Genomic DNA, 19,180 nt, shown 5'->3' with positions numbered 1-19,180 from the left:
AAACTCCGCGTGAATGCGTACCATGACGACCACGAGAAGACACGAGGCCATTATGACAGCCACGGGCAAAGTCCTGCCGTCGGCCGGCGAACCCGGTTCGGTCGCCGTGCTGACGTCATCGAACCGCTCCCGTCTTGTGCTCGCCGGTGAGATCGACATCGCCGTCGAGGCCGAACTGGCGGAAGCCATCGGTGAGTTGCTCTCCCTGGGACTCCCAGTGGACATCGATGCCCGCAACATCAGATTCATGGACTCCTCGGCGCTGTCCGGGATCGCGAGGCTGAGCAGCCAGCTCGGGCACCGGCCGCGGATGATCTGCCCGCCCGAGTCGGTACTCTTCCTCCTCGACGTCACCAGGGTCGCTGAGGACGTGGACGTCCTGGATCAGGACCCGGGCTTCGAGGAGGACGCCACGCAGGTGCGGGTTTCGCAGGATTGACGGCCATTCGCGCCTCGGCGCGCCGCGGACGTCGGCCATAACGCCCTGGTGGGCTCCGCGCCTACGTGGCACGGAGCCCACCTCCGCCGGGGCCGGCGGTTAGTTCGTCGGGACGATTCCCTCGTACGCGCTCTCGGCGTGTTCGAGCAGGTCGATTCCGGAGAGTTCCCCCTCCTCGGGGACCCGCCATCCCAGGGTGGCCTTGAGAGTGAGGCCGATGATCGCCGTGACGACCCCTGAGAACACGATCGCAACGAGCACCACCAGGGCCTGGACGAGGAGCAGGCTGGGTCCACCGCCGTAGAAGATGCCACCGTCGGTCGCCAGGAACCCGATCATCAGTGTTCCGATGAGCCCGCCGACAAGGTGGACACCGACCACGTCGAGTGAATCGTCGTAGCCCAGCGTGTACTTCAGGCCCACGGCCAGCGCACACGCGGTGCCGGCGGCGAGGCCCAGCACGATGGCCCCGACCGGGCTCAGCGACCCGGCTGCGGGGGTGATCGCGACCAGACCCGCGACGATGGCCGATGCGACCCCCAGGGCGGTCGGCTTGCCCTGCCGGATCTTGTCCACCACCATCCAGCCGCAAACCGCAGCGGCGGTAGCCACGGTGGTGTTCACCCAGGCCAGACCCGCCTCACCGTTGGCTCCATAGGCAGATCCGGCGTTGAATCCGAACCAGCCGAACCACAGCAGCGCAGCACCCAGCATCACGAAGGGCAGGTTGTGTGGCCGGATCACCTCGGTCTTGAAGCCCCGGCGCACGCCGATGATGAGCGCGAGCACCAATCCGGCCACGCCGGCGTTGATATGCACCACGGTGCCGCCGGCGAAGTCGATCGGTTCGGCGATGCGCGCGAACGGACCATCCTCGGAGAGCAGGCCGCCGCCCCAGACCATGTGAGCCATGGGGAAGTAGGCCAAGGTGACCCACAGGCCGGCGAACACCAGCCAGGTTCCGAACTTGACGCGGTCGGCGATCGATCCGGCGATCAGTGCGGTGGTGATCATCGCGAAGGTGACCTGGAATCCCACGTCGACAAGCGTCGGAATCGCCTGGCCGGTCTCCTCATCGACCACCGTGAGTTCGGCGAAACTGCCCCCCAGGCCGAACTGGTCCAACGGGTTGCCCACGATGCCTCCGAGGGAGGCGCCGTAGGACATCGACCATCCCCACAGGACGTAGATGACCCCGATCACGGCCATCGCGCCGAAGCACATCATCATCATGTTCAACACGGACTTGGAGCGGGCCATACCGCCGTAGAACAGCGACAAGCCGGGGGTCATCAGCAGTACCAAGGATGCCGAGACGAGCATCCAGGCGCTGATACCGGTATCGATGAACGGTTCCATTCGCTTCTCTCCCAACGCCAGCCCGGGCGGCTGGTCCGCGCTAAATCGTCGGGGGAAACTTATGGTGTTGTCAAGACTTTGAGTTTACTATCTATATATCTTTGAATGGGCTGGACTTGGCTGCCATAGGCAGCAAGAATGGTGTTCGACTATGCTGGATCCGGCTCAGGTCAGGAGCGCATCCACGAACTCCTCGGCGTCGAAGGGCGCCAGATCGTCCGGCCCCTCTCCCAGACCGACCAGTTTGACCGGAACTCCCAGTTCACGCTGCACCGCGACCACGATGCCGCCCTTGGCGGTGCCATCCAGCTTGGTCAGCACGATGCCGGTGACGTCGACCACCTCGGCGAACACCTGCGCCTGTCGCATCCCGTTCTGGCCGGTGGTGGCGTCCAGGACCAGCAGTACCTCGGCCACCGGAGCCGATCGGGAGACCACCCGCTTGATCTTGCCGAGTTCGTCCATCAGTCCGGACTTGTTCTGCAACCTGCCGGCCGTGTCGATCATGACCACATCGGCCCCCGCCTCGCGGCCGGCGCGCACCGCGTCGAAGGCGACCGAGGCAGGATCGGCTCCCTCGCGGTCCGAGCGGATCACCGGCACGCCCACGCGATCTCCCCAGGTGGTCAGCTGCTCGGCGGCGGCGGCCCGGAAGGTGTCGGCGGCGCCGAGATAAACGTCGCGGTCCTCGGCGACGAGTAACCGCGCGAGCTTACCGATCGTGGTGGTCTTCCCGGTGCCGTTGACGCCCACCACCAGGATGGTGGCCGGGTGGGGTTCACCGTCGTCTCCCAGGCCGGCGTCGATACTCAGGCTCCGGTCCATATCCGGGTCCACGATGTTCAGCAGTTCGGTGCGCAGGATGGCTCGGACCTGCTCGGGTTCCTGGGCCGCATCGACCCGAGCCCGGGTGCGCAGCGCCGCCATCAGGTCATCGGTGGGTCCGGCACCGACGTCGGCCAGGAGCAGGGTCTCCTCGATCTCCTCCCAGTCGGCCTCGGTCAGGGAGTCCTTGGACAGCAGGTTCAACAGGGTGGTACCCAGGGTTCCGGAGCGCGCGAGCCGGCTGCGCAACCGGGCCATCCGGCTTCCGGCCGCCTCCGGGCGGTCCAGCACAGGCTGGGCAGGTTCGGTCACCGTCGCTTCGGGCTCGACCGTCCCGGTCGCGGTCGGTGGTGCGGTATCGACGCCGGTGCCGCCGCCGCTGGGCTCAGCGCCCTCCGGTTCAGTCTCGGGCGGTCGCGCCGGTGGTGCCTCCTGCTCGCGCTCAGGTGCGGTCGGGGCGCCGCCACGGCGGCGGCCCACCGCCACCAGGGACAGGCCCAGCACCACGAGGGCGAGCAGGCCGAGGAGCAGATACAGCCAGATGTTCTCGATCACGAGATCCAGTGTGGACCACCGAAGCCACTACCGGCCAACCGCAGCGCACGGGGACACGTCGGTGCCGCCGAGCCCCGGGGCGTGCGTCGGAGCGGTCGCCCCGAGCGTGGGCGCAGCCGGGATCAGTCCCGGCTGCGGTGCCGGCGCAGCATTTCACGCAGGTCCGGCGCTTCCTCGTACCCGTTGCCCTGCTCGGCCAGCGCGGCGAGGTCCTGGACCAGGAGTTCCTCGCCCTCATCCTCCGACAGGCCCCAGCCGGGTCCGCCGGTGTCGCGCACGGCCGTGAACGCCTCCGCAACCCAGGCCCGGTATCCGCCGTCCGGTGCGTGTGCGCGCAAGAGCACCACCGCCACCAGGGTGGCGATGAACGTGCTGAGCACGACGACGGCGACTACTTCCCACACGCTGAGGATTATCACCCGGCGTTGCCCTTCCGGGGACGTGTGGGGCAGCGTGTCGCGAGCGTGTTGCCGGTGACGAGCAGCACACCGTGATCCGGGCTTACTTGTCCTCGCGCAGCCGCTGGGAGATCACTTGGGTCACTCCGTCCCCGCGCATCGTCACCCCGTAGAGTGCGTCGCCGACCTCCATGGTCCGCTTCTGGTGGGTGACCACGATCAACTGGGAGTCCTGGCGGAGTTCGGTGAAGATCTCCAGCAACCGGCCGAGGTTCACATCGTCCAGGGCGGCTTCGACCTCGTCCATCACGTAGAACGGACTCGGCCGCGCCTTGAAGATCGCGATCAGCAGCGCCACCGCGGTCAGGGACCGTTCCCCGCCCGAGAGCAGCGAGAGCCGGTTGATCTTCTTGCCCGGGGGCTGGGCCTGCACCTCGATGCCGGTGGTGAGCATGTCGTCCGGATCGGTCAGCACCAACGCGCCCTTGCCGCCGGGAAAGAGCCGGGCGAAGACCTGCTCGAACTGCGCGGCGGTGTCGTGGTAGGCAGCGGTGAAGACGTGCTCCACCCGTTCGTCGATCTGGGCGACGATCTGCATCAGGTCGGCCTTGGACTTCTTCAGGTCGGCGAGTTGCTCGGCCAGGAACTGGTGACGCTCCTCCAACGCCGCGTGCTCCTCCAGGGCCAGCGGGTTCACCTTGCCCAACAGGCTGAGGGCCCGCTGGGCGGCCTTGTACCGCTTCTCCTGCTCGGCCCGCACATAGGGGCGCGGCTCCTCGGCGTCGGCTTGGTCGCCGTCGGCGGCCGCCGTACCCCGTGCAGGGACCGGTGGCACCAACTGGTCCGGCCCGTACTCGGATACCAGTACCTGAGGGTCCAGGCCCAGTTCCTCCACCGCACGTTGCTCGAGTTGTTCGATCCGCAACTTCTGCTGGGCGCGGGCCACCTCGTCGCGATGTACCACATCGGTCAGTTCGCTGTGCCGTGCGCTGAGTTGCTCCAACTCTTCGCGCACAGCCCGAAGGGCCTGCTCCCGCTCTTCCCGGGCGGCCTCTGCCTGCTCACGGCGCTCGCCGGCCAGGGACAGGGAGTGCTCCAGGTGCTGCAGCGCCGTCTCGGCGGCCGCGTGCACCTCGGTGGCGATCGCGGCCTGCACCGCACGACGCCGCGCCCGCTCCTGGGCCACCTCACGGGCGTGCCGTTCCGCAGCCGCGGCGCCCTCCAGGGACTCGGCTCGGGCGGTGACGGCGCGGAGGCGTTCCTCGAGGGTGCGCAGGGCAAGGCGCGCCTCGGTCTCCAGACCGCGTGCCTGCGTCGCGGCCTCGGCGGTGCGATCGCGCTGTGCGGTCGCACCCTCCAGGTCGGTCGCCTGCTCCTCCGGTTCGGCCTGCGCCCGCTCGAGCCGCTCGGCGAGTTCGGCCAGTTCGGTGCCCACCTGCTCCTTGGTGAGTTCGGCCGTCTCGATCGCCGGCCGGATTCGATCGGCCTCGGCGCCGGCGGCGCGTATGGCGGCCTGGTACTGCCCGAGTTTCTCGGCCACGGCCGCCAACTGGGCGTCGGACTCGTGCAGGTCGGCCAGGGTGGCGTCGACCCGCTCCTGAGCGGTCTGGACCTCCTCGCGTGCCGGACCGAGGGCGAACCGGACCTGCTCCGCCCGTCCCACCGCTGCCTGCAGGTTCTGCTCGGCCTCGTCACGCGCAGCGTGCAGTTCCAGCACCGAAGGGCCCCCGGGTGAGCCGCCCCGGATCTGGGTGCGGGCCACCACATCACCCTCCAGGGTGACCGCCATCACGTCATGGGCACCGACCACCCGGCGGGCCTGGGCCAGATCCTCCACCACCACCACACCGGCGAGTAGCCGGGCGATAGCGGGTCGCAGCATCTCGTCGGCGGAGACCAGATCGTTGGCCCACTTCCCGGCGGGCGCCGCTGCGGCCGCGGGTTCGCCGTCACCGGGTTCACCGGCCACCACCAGCCGTGCCTGACCGGAGTCATTGCTGCGCACCAGCCGGACCGCGTCCACCCCGGCGGCCACCGACTCCACCGCGGCGGCATCGGCCAAGGGCCCCAAGGCAGCCGCGATCGCGTTCTCGTACCCGCTGGCCACGGTGATCAGATCGGCCAGCGAGCCCAGCAACCCGGCGGGCCCGTCCGCACCGAGCAGCGTCCCGGTGCCGTCCTTACGGTCCATCGACAGGTCCAGCGCGTCCCGCCGGGCGGCCCAGGTGGACCTGGCCGACTCCGCCTCACGTTCGGCCTCGGTCAATTCGACGACCTTCGCCTGCGCCGCCTCCAGGGTCTCCAGGGCCGCCTCATGGGCGGCATCCAGTCCGACCTCACCCTCCTGGGCCCCGACCACGGTCTGCTCCAGCTCGGCGTAACCGGAGCGGGCCTCCTCCTGGCGGGCTTCAGCCGAGCGCAGGTCCTCGCGCAGGCGCGCCAGTTCGGACTCGATCCCCTCCAGGCGGCTCCGCCGGGCGCCGACCTGCCCGGTAAGCCGGGCCAGCCCTTCGCGCCGATCGGCCACGCCCCGGTGCACTTCGGCCAGTTCCCGCTCCGCCGTGGCGGCGGCCTCCTCGGCCTCCTGGCGCGCGGCCTGCGCAGCGGCCAGACCCTGCTGGGCCTGCTCCCGCTCCGCGCTCAGTTCGGCTGCGGCCTCCCGGGTGCGCTGGGCCTGGGCCTCAAGGTCGTCGGGATCCTGGCCCTCCTGCGGCGCCGCCGCCGATCCCAGCAGCCGGGTGCGCTCGGCCGCCAGCGTGGCGGTGCCGCGGAGCCGTTCGCGCAGACCGGACAGCCGGTACCAGGTCTCGGTGATCTCACTCAGCCGGGGTGCGGCTGCGGCGGCCTCCGCCTCCAAGTGAGCCAGCCGCCGTCGTCGGTCCTGCTTTGCCCGCTCGACCTGCTCCCGCTCGGTGCGCAGCGCCGTCTCGTCCGCGATCTCCGCCGCGAGCGCCGAGGAGAGCTGGATCAGATCGTCGGCGAGCAGCCGGGCGCGGGCGTCGCGCAGATCCACCTGCACCACCTGGGCCCGGCGCGCCACATCGGCCTGCTTGGCCAGTGGCCCCAGCTGCCGCCGGATCTCCGCCGACAGGTCGCTGACCCGGGCCAGGTTCGCCGACATGGTGTCGAGTTTGCGCAGGGCGCGTTCCTTGCGCTTGCGGTGCTTGAGGATGCCGGCCGCCTCCTCGATGAAGTGCCGCCGTTCCTCCGGTCCGGCCTGCAGCACCGAGTCCAACCGCCCCTGCCCCACAATCACGTGCATCTCCCGGCCCATACCGGTGTCGGAGAGCAGGTCCTGGATATCCAGCAATCGGCAGGGGGTGTTGTTGATCGCGTACTCCGAGGCGCCGCCGGAGAACAGGGTGCGCGAAATCGTCACCTCCGAGTACTCGATCGGCAGCACACCGTCGGAGTTGTCGATCGTCAGGGAGACCTCGGCCCGGCCCAACGGCGGACGCTTGGAGGTGCCGGCGAAGATCACATCGGCCATCGCCCCACCGCGCAAGGACTTCGCGCCCTGCTCCCCCATCACCCAGGCCAGTGCATCGACCACGTTGGACTTCCCGGACCCGTTCGGGCCGACCACGCAGGTGATCCCGGGCTCGAAGTGCAGCGTGGTCGCCGAGGCGAAGGACTTGAACCCACGCAGCGTCAACGTCTTCAGGTGCACGTCGGTCACTCTAGCCGTGCCGGTGGTGACCTTCGTGGCGCACGCGCGCGAACGTCCGGGCCCGCGTGGCATGGCCCGCAGCCGGGCGCTCCAGGCACCGGGGGCGCGGGTGCATTAGCATCAGCCGGGCCCCCGCCACGCACGCTTGGATGCCCGCCGCGCATGATCGACAGCCGCCACCTGACCATCGATGACCAGATCGCCGACCGCTACCGCGCGGTACCCGTGGAGGTGCCGGCCGGGGCGGGGGGTCTGCACGTGGAGTTGGACTATGACGATTCGGCGGCCGTGATCGACCTGGGTTGTGCCGGCTCCCACGGCTGGCGTGGCTGGTCCGGCGGGGCGCGACGGGAGTTCTGGATCGGGCCGAATGCCGCCACCCCCGGGTACGTCCCCGGGGAACTGGAGGGCGGCACCTGGGAGGTGATCCTGGGGCTGCATCAGATCCCGGCCGCCGGGGTGGGGGTGCAGGTGCGCGCCGAGGTGGTGCCGTCGGTGACCGTCCCGGACGAGCCGCTGGCGCCGGTGGCCACTCAGCGGGTGCGTGGTTCGGACCGGCAGGTACCCGCGGAGCCGGGGCTGCGCTGGTATGCCGGGGACTTCCATGCCCACACCACCCACTCCGACGGCGTCGAGAGCATCGATGAACTCGCCGCCCGCGCCGCCGCGGCCGGACTCGACTTCCTGGCCGTGACCGACCACAACACCATCAGTCACCACACCCACCTTCCCGGCTCCGGAGCCCGGCACGGCATCACCCTCATTCCCGGCCAGGAGGTCACCACCGCAGACGGGCACGCCAACGCCCTGGGGGATGTCGGCTGGGTGGACTTCCGCGCCCCGGCCAGGCACTGGGCCGAGGCGGTCCATCGCGACGGCGGGGTGCTGAGCATCAACCACCCCCTGGAAGGCGACTGCGCCTGGATACAGCCGCTCGACCGCGCTCCCCGCGCGCTGGAGGTGTGGCACATCGGCTGGTTCCGGGACCTGAGCGCCACCGGCCCATGGGCGATCTGGCAACGCTGGCGCGAGGCCGCCGGCGGCGCCCCGGTGGTGCCGTTGGGCGGCAGTGACTTCCACCGGCCCGGACAGGGCTTCACCGTGGGCACGCCCACCACATGGGTCGCGGCGCAGGACGATTCGCCCGAGGCGATCCTGGCCGGAGTGGCCGCCGGGCGCACCGCGATCAGTGTCGGGGTGCGCCCCGACGCCACGCCCGACCCGCTGCACAGCCCGTTGCTGGTACGCGTCGAGGGCGATCTGATCGCCCTGGGTGCCGCGGGTGCCTTTCTCGTCGATGCCGAGGGACGGCGCCGGCGACTGGCCGGTTCCGCCGAGCGCCTTGCCGCGGGGTCCGGTCCGTACCGGATCGTGGACGACCAACGCCGGATCCTCGCGATCAGCCCGTAGGCCCGACTCCTCCGGCGGCGTCCCCGGCGCACTCAGCCGTCGTCGTCGTCGTCCAGGTCCTGGGCCGGGACGGCCGCCGCGGTGTCCGCCACATCGGCCTCGCTGGCCCGCCCCTCCAGATCCGGTCGTGCGGTGCGGGGACGGTAGTCCTCACCGGACTCGGGGGACGGAGCGGACGTCTCATCGGCCAGGCTGACCGGTTCGTGGGCATCGGGATCGACCAGCCCGGCATCCTGCCAGGACTGCTCACCGGGGACGGTGCTCATGTCTCCTCCTTCGGCTCACCATGTCGAGGACTCAGCCACCGGTACACCGGCGGGGCGCCGGCGGCGATGCCAGCCTAACCCGCGAGATGCCGGCGCGACAGCGGGGTGCGCGAGGGCGGCTGGTGCCGGACCGATCCGAAGAGGCTCCGTTATCCCCTTTACGGCGCCGGCCCCTGCCTGCCAGGGTCGCCACCATGCCCTCCGCCGTTGAACTGATTCGCTCGGCCACACTGTCCGACGTCGCCGAGTATGCCTATGCTGCCACCGCGCCCCAGGATGCCCGGTTGATCTTCCTGGCCGGCGCGTGCCCGTTGGACGCCGGCGGCGGCACCGTCGCGGTTGGCGATTACGCCGGCCAAGCCGCCGCGTGCGTGGCGACCATGAACCGCGCACTGGCCGATGCCGGGGCCTCGATCACCGACGTGATCAGCACCCGGGTCCTCGTGGCCTCGGCTGACCAGGCCGATCTGGTCGCGGCTTGGGAGGTGGTGCGCGATGCGTTCGGCAACCATGACGTGCCCTCCACCCTGATGGGGGTCACGGTGCTGGGCTACGACGATCAACTCGTGGAGATCGAGGCCATCGCCGCCGTCGTGGACTGACGGCTGCTCACCCGGCTCCATCCGGTGGTGTGCGCTGGACCGCCTCGAGCGCACCGCGCAACGCCGCGCGTACGGTCACGATCGCCGGGCGGGTGACCGCGGCCCGGCGCACCGAGGTGAACAGCTCCCGGTAGAAGGGGCCGGGCAGGCTGATCCGGCGCACCCCGCGCGGCTGCGTCGTCCAGATCAGGTCCGGGAGCAGGCTGACCGCGTGCCCCGCCCGGATCAGGTGGATGTGCACGCTCAGGTCGGCGGAGTAGTACCGGATGTCGGGCTCGAACCCGGCGGCCCGGCACTGCTGGACCACCCAGTCCTTGGCCGCGGTCCCCTTCGGCTCGACCACCCAGGGCACGTTCCGGGCATCGCTCAACGACTGGATGCCGCTGCGCCCGGGCACCACCAGGCGCATGGTGTCGGTGCCCAGGAGCTCCCGGTGCAGTTGATCGTGGTGCGCGCGGGTGTACCCGGGGTACTGCTCGGCCATGGCCAGGTCGAACCCGCGGGTGGGCAGTTCGGAGAGGCCGAACTCCGGAGGCACCACCGACGCCTCGATCCGCAGGTGTGCAGCCTGCTTCTCCAGGGTGGTGAGGGCGTAGGGAACCAGCGCCCGCGCCGCCGTCTCCAGCGTGGCCAGCCGGATCGTCTCGGGCACCGGACGCTCCGGTGCCAGTTCGCTCTGCACGCCTTCCTGCAGTTCGATCACCTGAGCGGCGTAGCGGGCCACCCGGGTGCCGGCCGGGGTCAGCCGTACCCGCCGTCCGTCCTGCTCCAGCAACGGCACACCGACCTCGCGCTCCAGGCGCGCCAACTGCTGGGAGACCGAGGACGGGGCATAACTGAGCGTCTCGGCAACGGCGGTGATCGTGCCGCGCAGCTGCAGTTCCCGTAGCAGGCGCAACCGGTGCAGATCCCACACTTCGCTGACCTTTCGTCAGAACCGAACGGTATCATTCACTTTTTCACGCTTATCACGAAACGTATGTCCTGACACACTGACAGATCAGGATCAGTCGGGAAGGTCATATCGGCGTGGGCTACCCGCTCGAAGCCGATGACCGGCCCGCAACCGAGTCCGACCTGGACGTGGAGGTCAGAACGTGAACGAGCAGTCAACACCCGGTATTGACCAGGCACTGGCGAACGAAGCCGTGGAACTGGTGCGACGATGGCTGCACGCCAGCCGCGACGAACCCGTCGACGCCGCCGCCAAGCGGTTGTCCGATGTGCTGCGCGATGAGAACGGTCTGGCCTTCACCGTCGGATTCGTCGACGGGGTGATTCGTCCCGAGGACCCGCACGCCGCGGCGCGGCACCTGCAGACCCTGGTGCCACTCATCCCCCGGTTCCTGTCCTGGCCGCTGCGCACCGCCGTGCGCCTGGGCGCCTCCCTGAGCACGGTCGCCCCCGGCATCGTCATCCCGATCGCCAAGGCTTCGTTGCGCCAGATGGTGCGCCACCTGGTGGTGGACGCCTCCGAACGCAAACTCGGACCAGCGCTGAAGCAGATCCGCGCCAAGCAGCCCGGTGCCCGGCTCAACATCAACCTGCTCGGCGAGGCCATCCTGGGCAAGGAGGAGGCGGCTCGGCGGGTGGAGGGCACTCGGCGCCTGCTGGCCCGTGACGACGTCGACTACATCTCGATCAAGGTCTCCTCCACCGTCGCCCCGCACAGCCCGTGGTCCTTCGATGAGGCCGTGGCCGAGGCCGTGCAGGCACTGGTGCCGCTGTTCGAACTGGCTCGGACCGCCCCGGGCGGGCCCAAGTTCATCAACCTGGACATGGAGGAGTACAAGGACCTCGACCTCACCCTCGCCGTGTTCATGCAACTGCTCGACCGGCCGGAGTTCACCAACCTGCCCGCCGGCATCGTGCTGCAGGCCTACCTGCCCGATGCCCTGGGCGCGACCATGCACCTGCAGGAGTGGGCCAGCGCCAGGGTGGACGCCGGTGGCGCACCGATCAAGATCCGCGTGGTCAAGGGTGCGAACCTGCCGATGGAGCACGTCGACGCCGAGGTGCACAACTGGCCCGTGGCCACCTGGGATTCGAAGAAGGCCACCGACGCCTCCTACAAGGCGGTCCTCGACTACGCCCTGCACCCCTCTCGAACCCGCGCGGTGCGGGTGGGCGTGGCGGGGCAGAACCTGTTCGACCTCGCCCTGGCCTGGCTGCTGGCCGAGCGCCGAGGCTGCACCTGCGATGTGGACATCGAGATGCTGCTGGGCATGGCCACCGCAGAGGCTGCCGCCATCCGCAAGGACATCGGCAACCTGCTGCTCTACACCCCCGTCGTGCACCCACAGGAGTTCGACGTGGCGATCGCCTACCTGGTGCGACGGCTCGACGAAGGCGCCTCGGATGAGAACTTCATGTCCGCGGTGTTCGACCTGAGAAGCGATGAGTCGCTGTTCGAACGTGAGCGCGCCCGGTTCATGGACTCCCTGGCGATCATGCCCACCGAGGTGCCGGCCTCGAACCGGGACCAGGATCGCAGCCGGCCCCAGCCCGCCGGTCCGAGGGAGGGATTCCGCAACACCGCCGACACCGACAGTTCGGTGGCCGCGAACCGCGACTGGGCCGAGCAGATCCGGTCCCGGATGCCCACCAGCACACTCGGGGTGGAGACCGCCGAAGCCGGGCTGCTCACCACCCGGGAGGCGCTGGAGGAGGTCATCGGCACCGCCCGGTCCGCCGCCAAGGGCTGGCAGGAGTTGGGCGCCGGCGCCCGGGCCGAGATCCTGCACCGGGCCGGCGACGCCCTGGAAGCACGCCGGGCGGACCTGCTGGAGGTGATGGGGGCCGAATGCGGCAAGGTGATCGAGCAGGGCGACCCGGAGGTCAGCGAGGCGATCGACTTCGCGCACTATTACGCCGAGTCCGGTCGGCGCCTGGAGCAGGTGGAGGGAGCCGCCTTCACCCCCTCGGACCTGACCGTGGTCACCCCCCCGTGGAACTTCCCTGCCGCGATCCCGGCCGGATCCACCCTCTCCGCCCTCGCGTCCGGTTCGACGGTGGTAATCAAGCCCGCCGAGCAGGCCAAGCGCACCGGCGCGGTGATGGTGGAGGCCCTGTGGGAGGCCGGTGTGCCCAAGGACGTGCTCCAGTACGTCCAGCTCAGCGAGCGCGATCTGGGCACCGAGTTGATCTCACATCCCGGCGTGGACCAGGTGATCCTCACCGGTGGTTACGAGACCGCCGAACTGTTCCGCTCGATGCGCCCGGACCTGCAGTTGCTGGCCGAGACGAGCGGGAAGAACGCGATCATCGTCACCCCCAGTGCCGATCTGGATCTGGCCGCCAAGGACGTGGCCAACTCCGCCTTCGGTCATGCCGGACAGAAGTGCTCGGCGGCCTCCCTGGTGATCCTGGTGGGGTCGGTGGCCACCTCCGCACGCTTCCACCGCCAACTTCTCGATGCCGTCACCTCCATGGAGGTGGGCATGCCGTGGCAGGAGTGTGCCCAGGTGGGCCCGGTCATCGCCCCGCCGGAGGGCAAACTACAGCGCGGCCTGACCACGCTGGGTGCGGGTGAGAACTGGGTACTGCCGCCCAGGAAGCTCGACGACGACGGCCGGTTGTGGCGCCCGGGGGTGCGCGCCGGGGTGGCCCCGGGCTCGGAGTACCACATGACCGAGTACTTCGGCCCGATCCTGGGCGTGATGACCGCCGAGACGCTCACCGAGGCCATCGAGATGGTCAACGAGGTCGAGTACGGGCTGACCTCGGGTCTACACTCCCTCGATTCGGCGGAGATCGATACCTGGTTGCAGAGCGTGCAGGCCGGCAACCTTTACGTCAACCGCGGCATCACCGGTGCGATCGTGCAGCGCCAGCCCTTCGGAGGGTGGAAGAAGTCGAGCGTGGGCAACGGCACCAAGGCCGGGGGCCCCAACTACCTGGTGTCCTTCGGCACCTGGGCCGATCGGCAGGTCACGGCCACCGACGTCACTGATCCGGTCAGCCTGCGCGCACTACGCGCGGCGGAGGATGCCGGGATCTCCCAGGAGGACCGGGACTGGCTCGCCGGTGCCCTGCACACCGACGTGAACGCCTGGGAGCAGGAGTTCGGCATCGTGCGCGATGCCACCGGTCTGCAGAGTGAACACAACGCCCTGCGCTATCACCCCACGCCGGTGACGGTGCGGTTCGAGAGCGAGCGGTTGCGGGATCTGCTGCGCATCCTGGCCGCCGCCGCTCGCAGCGGCGCACACGTGACGGTCAGTTCGGACACCGACGTCGCACCCGCGCTGCAGCCGTACGTAGGCGAACTCGGCATCGACGTCTTCCACGAGGACGGCAGCACCTGGCGCGCCCGGGCGAACGGGTTGGCCCGCGTCGGCGGGCGGGTTCGTCTGATCGGCGGTTCCGGTAACGACCTGGCCCGGGCCACGGACGGCTCCCCGCTACTGGCGATCTATTCCGGCCCTGTGGTCAGCGCCGGACGAGTAGAGTTGCTGACATTCTTGCGGGAACAGGCTGTTTCAATCACCGCACATCGCTTCGGAACGCCTCGACCGCACAGAATTCCAGCATCCGTGCCGGTGCCCGCGGGGGGTGTCTCGGGCTGATTCGACGATAACCAGAATTCCTTTATCACCCACCATCACCCAATTGGCAAAGGGGCCACGAAGTGTCTGATCAAACATTCCAAATCATCGCCCTGCTCCTCTACTTCGCAGCAATGATCGGGATCGGCGTCTACGCCTTCCGGCAGACGGCCGATCACGAGGATTACATGATCGCCGGGCGCAAGTTGAGCCCGACGACGGCAGCGCTGAGCGCCGGTGCCTCCGACATGTCGGGCTGGCTCATGATGGGCCTGCCCGGCGCAATTTACGTTGCCGGGCTGATCGAGTCCTGGATTGCGATCGGTTTGACCATCGGCGCTTATCTGAACTGGAAGTTCGTGGCCCCCCGGCTGCGTTCCTATACCGAAGTGGCGAAGAACTCGATCACTATTCCGAGTTTCTTCGAGAACAGGCTGCATGACACATCCCGCGCGCTGAGGATCGCCTCGGGTGCCATTGTGCTCATCTTCTTCACCTTCTACGTGTCTTCCATGATGGTGGCGGGTGGCGAATTCTTCATCGTCTCCTTCGACACCTCCTACATGACCGGGATGCTGATCGTTGCCGCGGTGACCCTCGCCTACACCCTCATCGGCGGCTTCCTCGCCGCCTCCCTGACCGATGTGGTGCAGGGCACCCTGATGATGCTGGCGCTGTTGATCATCCCGGTGCTCACCATCTTCGCCGTCGGTGGCTTCGGGGACACCCTGGACGCCATCCGCGCGGCCGAGCCGGGCGCGCTGTCCTTCACCGCAGGGCAGGCCGTCACCGGTGGGGCGACGGTTGCCATCATCTCAGCACTGGCGTGGGGACTGGGGTACTTCGGTCAGCCGCACATCATCGTGCGGTTCATGGCGATGCGCGAGGCCGCCTCCGCCGGTTCCGCGCGCCGGATCGGGATCGGCTGGATGGTGATCTCCCTGTTCGGCGCGACCGTCACGGCGTTGGCCGGCATCGCCTACTTCCAGGTCAGTGACCTCACGCTGGGCAACGCCGAGCACGTGGTGCTGGCCCTGTCGCAGATCCTGATGCACCCCTTCCTGGTCGGCCTCGTGTTCGCTGCGGTGCTTGCGGCAATCATGTCCACGGTGTCCTCCCAGTTGATCGTCAGTTCCTCGGCGTTCGTCGAGGACCTCTACCGGGTGTTCAAGAAGGACTCCTCCCCCAGGCACCTGATGATCCTGGGACGGGTAGTCGTGTTCGCGGTGGCCATCATCGCGATCATCCTGGCGATCGATCCCGGTGACACCATCCTGGGCCTGGTCGCCTTCGCCTGGGCCGGGTTCGGTGCCTCCTTCGGACCGGCCATCCTGCTGTCGCTGTTCTGGCGCAAGTTGACCAACTGGGGCGCGCTGGCCGGGATGGTGACCGGTGCGGTGACGGTATTCCTGTGGAGTTCCTTCGGACCGGAGATCTTCGGCGCTTCCCTGTACGAGATCGTGCCCGGGTTCGGCCTCAACGTCCTGGTGTCCGTTGTGGTCAGCAAGTTGACCTACAAGGCCAACCCCAACCTGGAGCACGAGTTCGACCAGGCCGTGGAGTTGGCCAAGCGCAAGATGAAGGCGCCCGCCGCCTGATGCTTCGCAGATCACCATGAGGCGGGCCGCCTGCCCCGATAGGGGTAGGCGGCCCGGTGGACCGGCGGTTGGTTCAGGCGCTGGCGCGGTCAGGGAACCACAGGGCGATCTCCCGAGCCGCCGACTCCGGTGAGTCCGAGCCGTGCACCAGGTTCTGCTGCACGTTCAGGCCCCAGTCCCGGGCCAGATCACCGCGGATCGAGCCGGGTGCGGCGGCCGTGGGATCGGTCGCCCCGCACAGGGCGCGGAACCCCTCGATCACGCGCTGGCCCTCGACTACCGCGGCCAGCAGCGGACCCGAACTCATGAAGTCCATCAGCGGGCCGTAGAAGGGCTTGCCCTCGTGCTCGGCGTAGTGTTCGGCGAGCAGGCGCACGTCGGCGGTGCGCAACTCCGCGGCGGCCAGGGTGTATCCCTTGGCCTCGATCCGCCGGAGGATCTCACCCACCAGGCCACGCCGCACGCCGTCGGGCTTGATGATGACCAGGGTTCGCTCGGTGTTCAGGCTCATGGATGCACACACTACTGGCCAGGGCGCAGTGTGCCGACTCAGCCCGCGTCGGTTCCCCCGGCGGGTTGGTCCTGCGCCGGTGCGGCGCCGGCCCGCTCGGCTTCGTCGCACTCGGCGCGCTCGACGTCGATCCGCCGGCCCAGCCGCAGCGCCACCACCCAGATCACGGCGAAGATGATGCCGACCACGACCATCATCGGGATGATCAGACCGGAGGCGATCAACAGTCCCTGCATCACCGACCCCAGGATGCGTCCGATACGGTGGCGCGCCAGTCCGGCGAGCACCAGGCAGGCCAGCGCGCTCACCCCGCCCACGGCCCAGACCAGAGCCGGCTCGCCCAGGTCCAGGCCGATCCCCACCAGGGTGGCGAACAGCACCACGAACGCCTCCAGGGTGAGCACGGTGGTGCAGAAGATCACCCGGGCGGACCGTCTGGGTCGCTCGCCCGGTGCGGTCTGGCCGGCCTGGGTGGCGCCGGAACTGTTCATCCCTCCAAGATACTGCCGGGGCCGGCATGCCCACGCCTGCCCGCGAGCGCCACGAGGGCTCCGCGGCCGGCGCCTCACTCCTCCCCGAAGCCGGCCTCCACGTCTGCTGTGATGGTCTCCACCGCCTGCTCGGCCTGTGCGCCACTGGCTACCAAATCGATTCTGGCCCCCCCGGTCAGGCCCAGGCCCATCAACGCGAGCACGCTGGTGGCATCGACGCCGTTGATACTGACCCGGGCATCGAACTCAGCGACCTGACGGGCCAGCATCGCCGCCGGGCGCGCGTGCAGACCGAGGCGATTGCGCACCGTCAGGGTGCGCTCGATGGTCATCCCGGTGCCGTCCTCGCCGACTGCTGCCCCGTCATCTGCTGCGTTCCCGGGTGCGGACCCGTGCCCCTGCACCTCCGGTGGGCCGAATGTGTCGATGGCGTCGTGGGCTGCCGCACGCACCTGTGCTCCGACGGCGCCGGACTGGGCCGATACCGCCGCTGCGACTGCGCCCTCCACGAAGGGGGCGTGGGCGATGAGTACGCGCTCGTCCGCGAGCATCTCCAGCACCGACTCCGCCGTGAGCAGCGCCGAGCCGAGGTCGGTCAGCAGCACGACGTACCCGGCACCGTCGGCGAGCGCGCGCCGGACACTGGACTCCACGAGGTCATAACTGGTGCCGATACCGCCCTCGCTGGTGCCGCCGGCCGCCAGGATGGTCACGTCCGGCGCCATCTGCGCGGCGACCTGGGCACAACCACGGGCCAGGTGCCCCGAGTGCGACACCAGCACCAGTGCGGTCTCAACCATCGGCGGACTCCTCCGCCCCGGCCAGGCTCGCCGGTATAGCCGCGGCCAGCATCAGGGCGCTGGATTGTGCCCCGGGATCCCGGTGCCCCCTGGCCCGCTCGCCGAGGTAACTCGCCCGGCCTTTGCGCGCGACCCAGGGCTCGGTATCCCTGGCCCCCTGCGCGGCGGCGGCGGCCGCCGCGTTGAGCACCTGGGTCACATCTGCACCCTCCTGGGCCGCAGTCCGGGCGGCATCGGCCGCCGGCAACCAGGCGTCGACCATGGTCTTGTCGCCGGGTTCGGCCCTTCCGCGGTCGATGATCCCCTGCACGGCGGCGGCGAGGACCTGGGCCAGTCCGGTGGCGTCCAGGCCTCCGGTCCCGGCTGCCTTGGCGGCGCGCAGGAACGCGGTCCCGTACAGCGGGCCGGCCGCCCCGCCCACCGCGGACATCAGGCCCGTTGCCACCAGGCGAAAGACCTCCCCGGGAGTGTCGGTGGGAGTCTGCGCCAACGTGGCCGTCACCGCGCTCAAGCCCCGGTCCAGGTTCTGCCCGTGGTCACCGTCCCCGATCGCCCGGTCCAACTCGTTCAGCGCCACCCGATGGTTCGCCACGTCCTCGGCGCAGGCCTTGATCCAGGCCCTGGCCCAGGTCACATCCAACGTGCTCATCAGGCACCCCACCGTAGGGCCGGAGTGATCACCGGCGCGTCGAAGAGGCCGGTCAGTTCCTCGTCCAGGCGCAGCACCGTGACCGAGGCGCCCTGCATCTCCAGGGAGGTCACGTAGTTGCCGACCAGGGACCGGTGCACCGTGATCCCGGCTGCCTCCAGCCGTTCCCGGGCGTGCCCGTAGACGATGTAGAGCTCACTCAGGGGCGTCCCGCCCATCCCGTTCACGAGCAGCAACACCTGCTCCCCGGCCTGGAGGTCCATGTCGGCCAGCACCGCGTCCAGCAGCAGGTCGGTCACCTCATCGGCCCCGGCCATCGGGACGCGCTCGCGCCCCGGTTCACCGTGGATGCCGATCCCGATCTCGATCTCACCACCGCCCAGGTCGAAGGAGGGCCGGCCCGCGTGCGGGACCGTGCACGCGCTCAGCGCCACCCCCATCGTGCGCACGTTCCCCACGACCCGCTCAGCGATCGCGACCACCGATGCCAGGTTCTCACCTCGCTCGGCGGCGGCGCCGGCGATCTTCTCCACCAGCACCGTCCCGGCGACCCCGCGACGCCCGGCGGTGTACAGCGAGTCCTGCACCGCCACGTCGTCATCGACAGTGACCGAGGCCACCTCGAGTCCCTCCATCTCGGCCAGTTCGGCCGCGGTCTCGAAGTTCAGCACGTCCCCGGTGTAGTTCTTCACGATGTGCAGGACACCGGCGCCGCCGTCGGCGGCCCTGGTGGCAGCCAGGACGGGGTCGGGGGTAGGTGAGGTGAACATGGCCCCGGGTACGGCGGCGTCGAGCATGCCCACCCCCACGAAACCCCCGTGCAACGGTTCGTGACCGGAACCACCCCCGCTGACCAGCCCGACCTTGCCGGTCACGGCACCACCGCGCCGGTGGATGAAGAGCGCGTCCTGCCCACCACCGGCGCTGACCAGGTCGGCATGGGCGCACACGAACCCGGTGACACTCTCGGCGACGATGTCGTCGGCGTGATTGATCAACTTCTTCATGAGGGCTCCTTGGATGCGCCGTGGAGTGTTACGTCCCACTGTGGACCGGATGG

16 protein-coding genes are annotated in these 19,180 nt (G+C 69.4%); 5 read left to right on the top strand and 11 right to left on the bottom strand.

Annotation, left to right across the window (positions count from 1 at the left end):
- Positions 1–52: 52 nt before the first annotated feature.
- Positions 53–439, top strand: coding sequence for an STAS domain-containing protein (locus ACO0LU_RS10270; protein WP_424791271.1), 387 nt, complete (start codon positions 53–55; stop codon positions 437–439).
- Positions 440–538: 99 nt separating this feature from the next.
- On the opposite strand, the gene ACO0LU_RS10265 is transcribed toward ACO0LU_RS10270, so the two are convergent.
- The 4 genes from ACO0LU_RS10265 to smc all read right to left on the bottom strand — a co-directional run bounded on the left by ACO0LU_RS10265 (position 539) and on the right by smc (position 7,246).
- Positions 539–1,798, bottom strand: a complete 1,260-nt coding sequence (locus ACO0LU_RS10265; protein ID WP_424791270.1) for an ammonium transporter — start codon at positions 1,796–1,798, stop codon at positions 539–541.
- A gap of 165 nt (positions 1,799–1,963) precedes the next feature.
- Entirely contained in the window at positions 1,964–3,178 is a 1,215-nt protein-coding gene (ftsY, locus tag ACO0LU_RS10260; RefSeq protein WP_424791269.1) for a signal recognition particle-docking protein FtsY, read from the bottom strand.
- A gap of 122 nt (positions 3,179–3,300) precedes the next feature.
- Positions 3,301–3,582: a hypothetical protein gene (locus tag ACO0LU_RS10255; RefSeq protein ID WP_424791268.1), complete on the bottom strand. Its 282-nt coding sequence runs from the start codon at positions 3,580–3,582 to the stop codon at positions 3,301–3,303.
- A 97-nt stretch (positions 3,583–3,679) separates the two neighbouring features.
- Positions 3,680–7,246, bottom strand: coding sequence for a chromosome segregation protein SMC (smc, locus tag ACO0LU_RS10250; protein ID WP_424791267.1), 3,567 nt, complete (start codon positions 7,244–7,246; stop codon positions 3,680–3,682).
- A 162-nt stretch (positions 7,247–7,408) separates the two neighbouring features.
- Between smc and ACO0LU_RS10245 the strand changes: the two genes are divergently transcribed.
- On the top strand, positions 7,409–8,656 hold the full coding sequence (locus tag ACO0LU_RS10245; protein ID WP_424791266.1) for a CehA/McbA family metallohydrolase: 1,248 nt from the start codon (positions 7,409–7,411) through the stop codon (positions 8,654–8,656).
- Positions 8,657–8,688: 32 nt separating this feature from the next.
- On the opposite strand, the gene ACO0LU_RS10240 is transcribed toward ACO0LU_RS10245, so the two are convergent.
- Entirely contained in the window at positions 8,689–8,922 is a 234-nt protein-coding gene (locus ACO0LU_RS10240; protein WP_424791265.1) for a hypothetical protein, read from the bottom strand.
- A 194-nt stretch (positions 8,923–9,116) separates the two neighbouring features.
- Here ACO0LU_RS10240 and ACO0LU_RS10235 point away from each other — a divergent pair, with 194 nt between their 5' ends.
- Positions 9,117–9,524, top strand: coding sequence for a RidA family protein (locus tag ACO0LU_RS10235; protein ID WP_424791264.1), 408 nt, complete (start codon positions 9,117–9,119; stop codon positions 9,522–9,524).
- A gap of 7 nt (positions 9,525–9,531) precedes the next feature.
- Here ACO0LU_RS10235 and ACO0LU_RS10230 read toward each other — a convergent pair whose 3' ends face one another.
- The gene (locus ACO0LU_RS10230; RefSeq protein WP_424791263.1) at positions 9,532–10,440 is read right to left on the bottom strand and encodes a LysR family transcriptional regulator; all 909 of its coding nucleotides are present in this window, start codon (positions 10,438–10,440) and stop codon (positions 9,532–9,534) included.
- Positions 10,441–10,621: 181 nt separating this feature from the next.
- Between ACO0LU_RS10230 and ACO0LU_RS10225 the strand changes: the two genes are divergently transcribed.
- Positions 10,622–14,092, top strand: coding sequence for a bifunctional proline dehydrogenase/L-glutamate gamma-semialdehyde dehydrogenase (locus ACO0LU_RS10225; protein ID WP_424791262.1), 3,471 nt, complete (start codon positions 10,622–10,624; stop codon positions 14,090–14,092).
- 62 nt (positions 14,093–14,154) lie between these two features.
- The gene (gene putP, locus ACO0LU_RS10220; RefSeq protein ID WP_424791261.1) at positions 14,155–15,669 is read left to right on the top strand and encodes a sodium/proline symporter PutP; all 1,515 of its coding nucleotides are present in this window, start codon (positions 14,155–14,157) and stop codon (positions 15,667–15,669) included.
- Positions 15,670–15,742: 73 nt separating this feature from the next.
- Here putP and ndk read toward each other — a convergent pair whose 3' ends face one another.
- The 5 genes from ndk to dhaK form a co-directional block, all read right to left on the bottom strand.
- Positions 15,743–16,180 (bottom strand): nucleoside-diphosphate kinase, encoded by a 438-nt coding sequence (gene ndk / locus ACO0LU_RS10215; protein WP_424788421.1) that lies wholly within the window; start codon positions 16,178–16,180, stop codon positions 15,743–15,745.
- 38 nt (positions 16,181–16,218) lie between these two features.
- Positions 16,219–16,671, bottom strand: a complete 453-nt coding sequence (locus ACO0LU_RS10210) for a DUF4233 domain-containing protein (RefSeq protein WP_424791260.1) — start codon at positions 16,669–16,671, stop codon at positions 16,219–16,221.
- A 74-nt stretch (positions 16,672–16,745) separates the two neighbouring features.
- Positions 16,746–17,471: a dihydroxyacetone kinase phosphoryl donor subunit DhaM gene (gene dhaM, locus ACO0LU_RS10205; protein WP_424791259.1), complete on the bottom strand. Its 726-nt coding sequence runs from the start codon at positions 17,469–17,471 to the stop codon at positions 16,746–16,748.
- Positions 17,464–18,120 carry a dihydroxyacetone kinase subunit DhaL gene (gene dhaL, locus ACO0LU_RS10200; RefSeq protein ID WP_424791258.1) on the bottom strand — a complete coding sequence of 219 codons (657 nt, stop codon included), beginning with the start codon at positions 18,118–18,120 and terminating at the stop codon, positions 17,464–17,466. Before dhaL ends, dhaM begins: the two co-directional genes overlap by 8 nt.
- Positions 18,120–19,127 carry a dihydroxyacetone kinase subunit DhaK gene (gene dhaK, locus ACO0LU_RS10195; RefSeq protein ID WP_424791257.1) on the bottom strand — a complete coding sequence of 336 codons (1,008 nt, stop codon included), beginning with the start codon at positions 19,125–19,127 and terminating at the stop codon, positions 18,120–18,122. The genes dhaL and dhaK overlap by 1 nt, the downstream gene beginning before the upstream one ends.
- Between the last annotated feature and the right edge of the window lie 53 nt (positions 19,128–19,180).

Source organism: Pseudactinotalea sp. Z1748 (assembly GCF_049725185.1).
In the GTDB taxonomy this organism is placed as follows: Bacteria; Actinomycetota; Actinomycetes; order Actinomycetales; family Beutenbergiaceae; genus CALKWS01.
The sequence above is the reverse complement of the archived record's forward strand: the minus strand, read 5'-3'. Positions and strand labels throughout refer to the sequence as shown.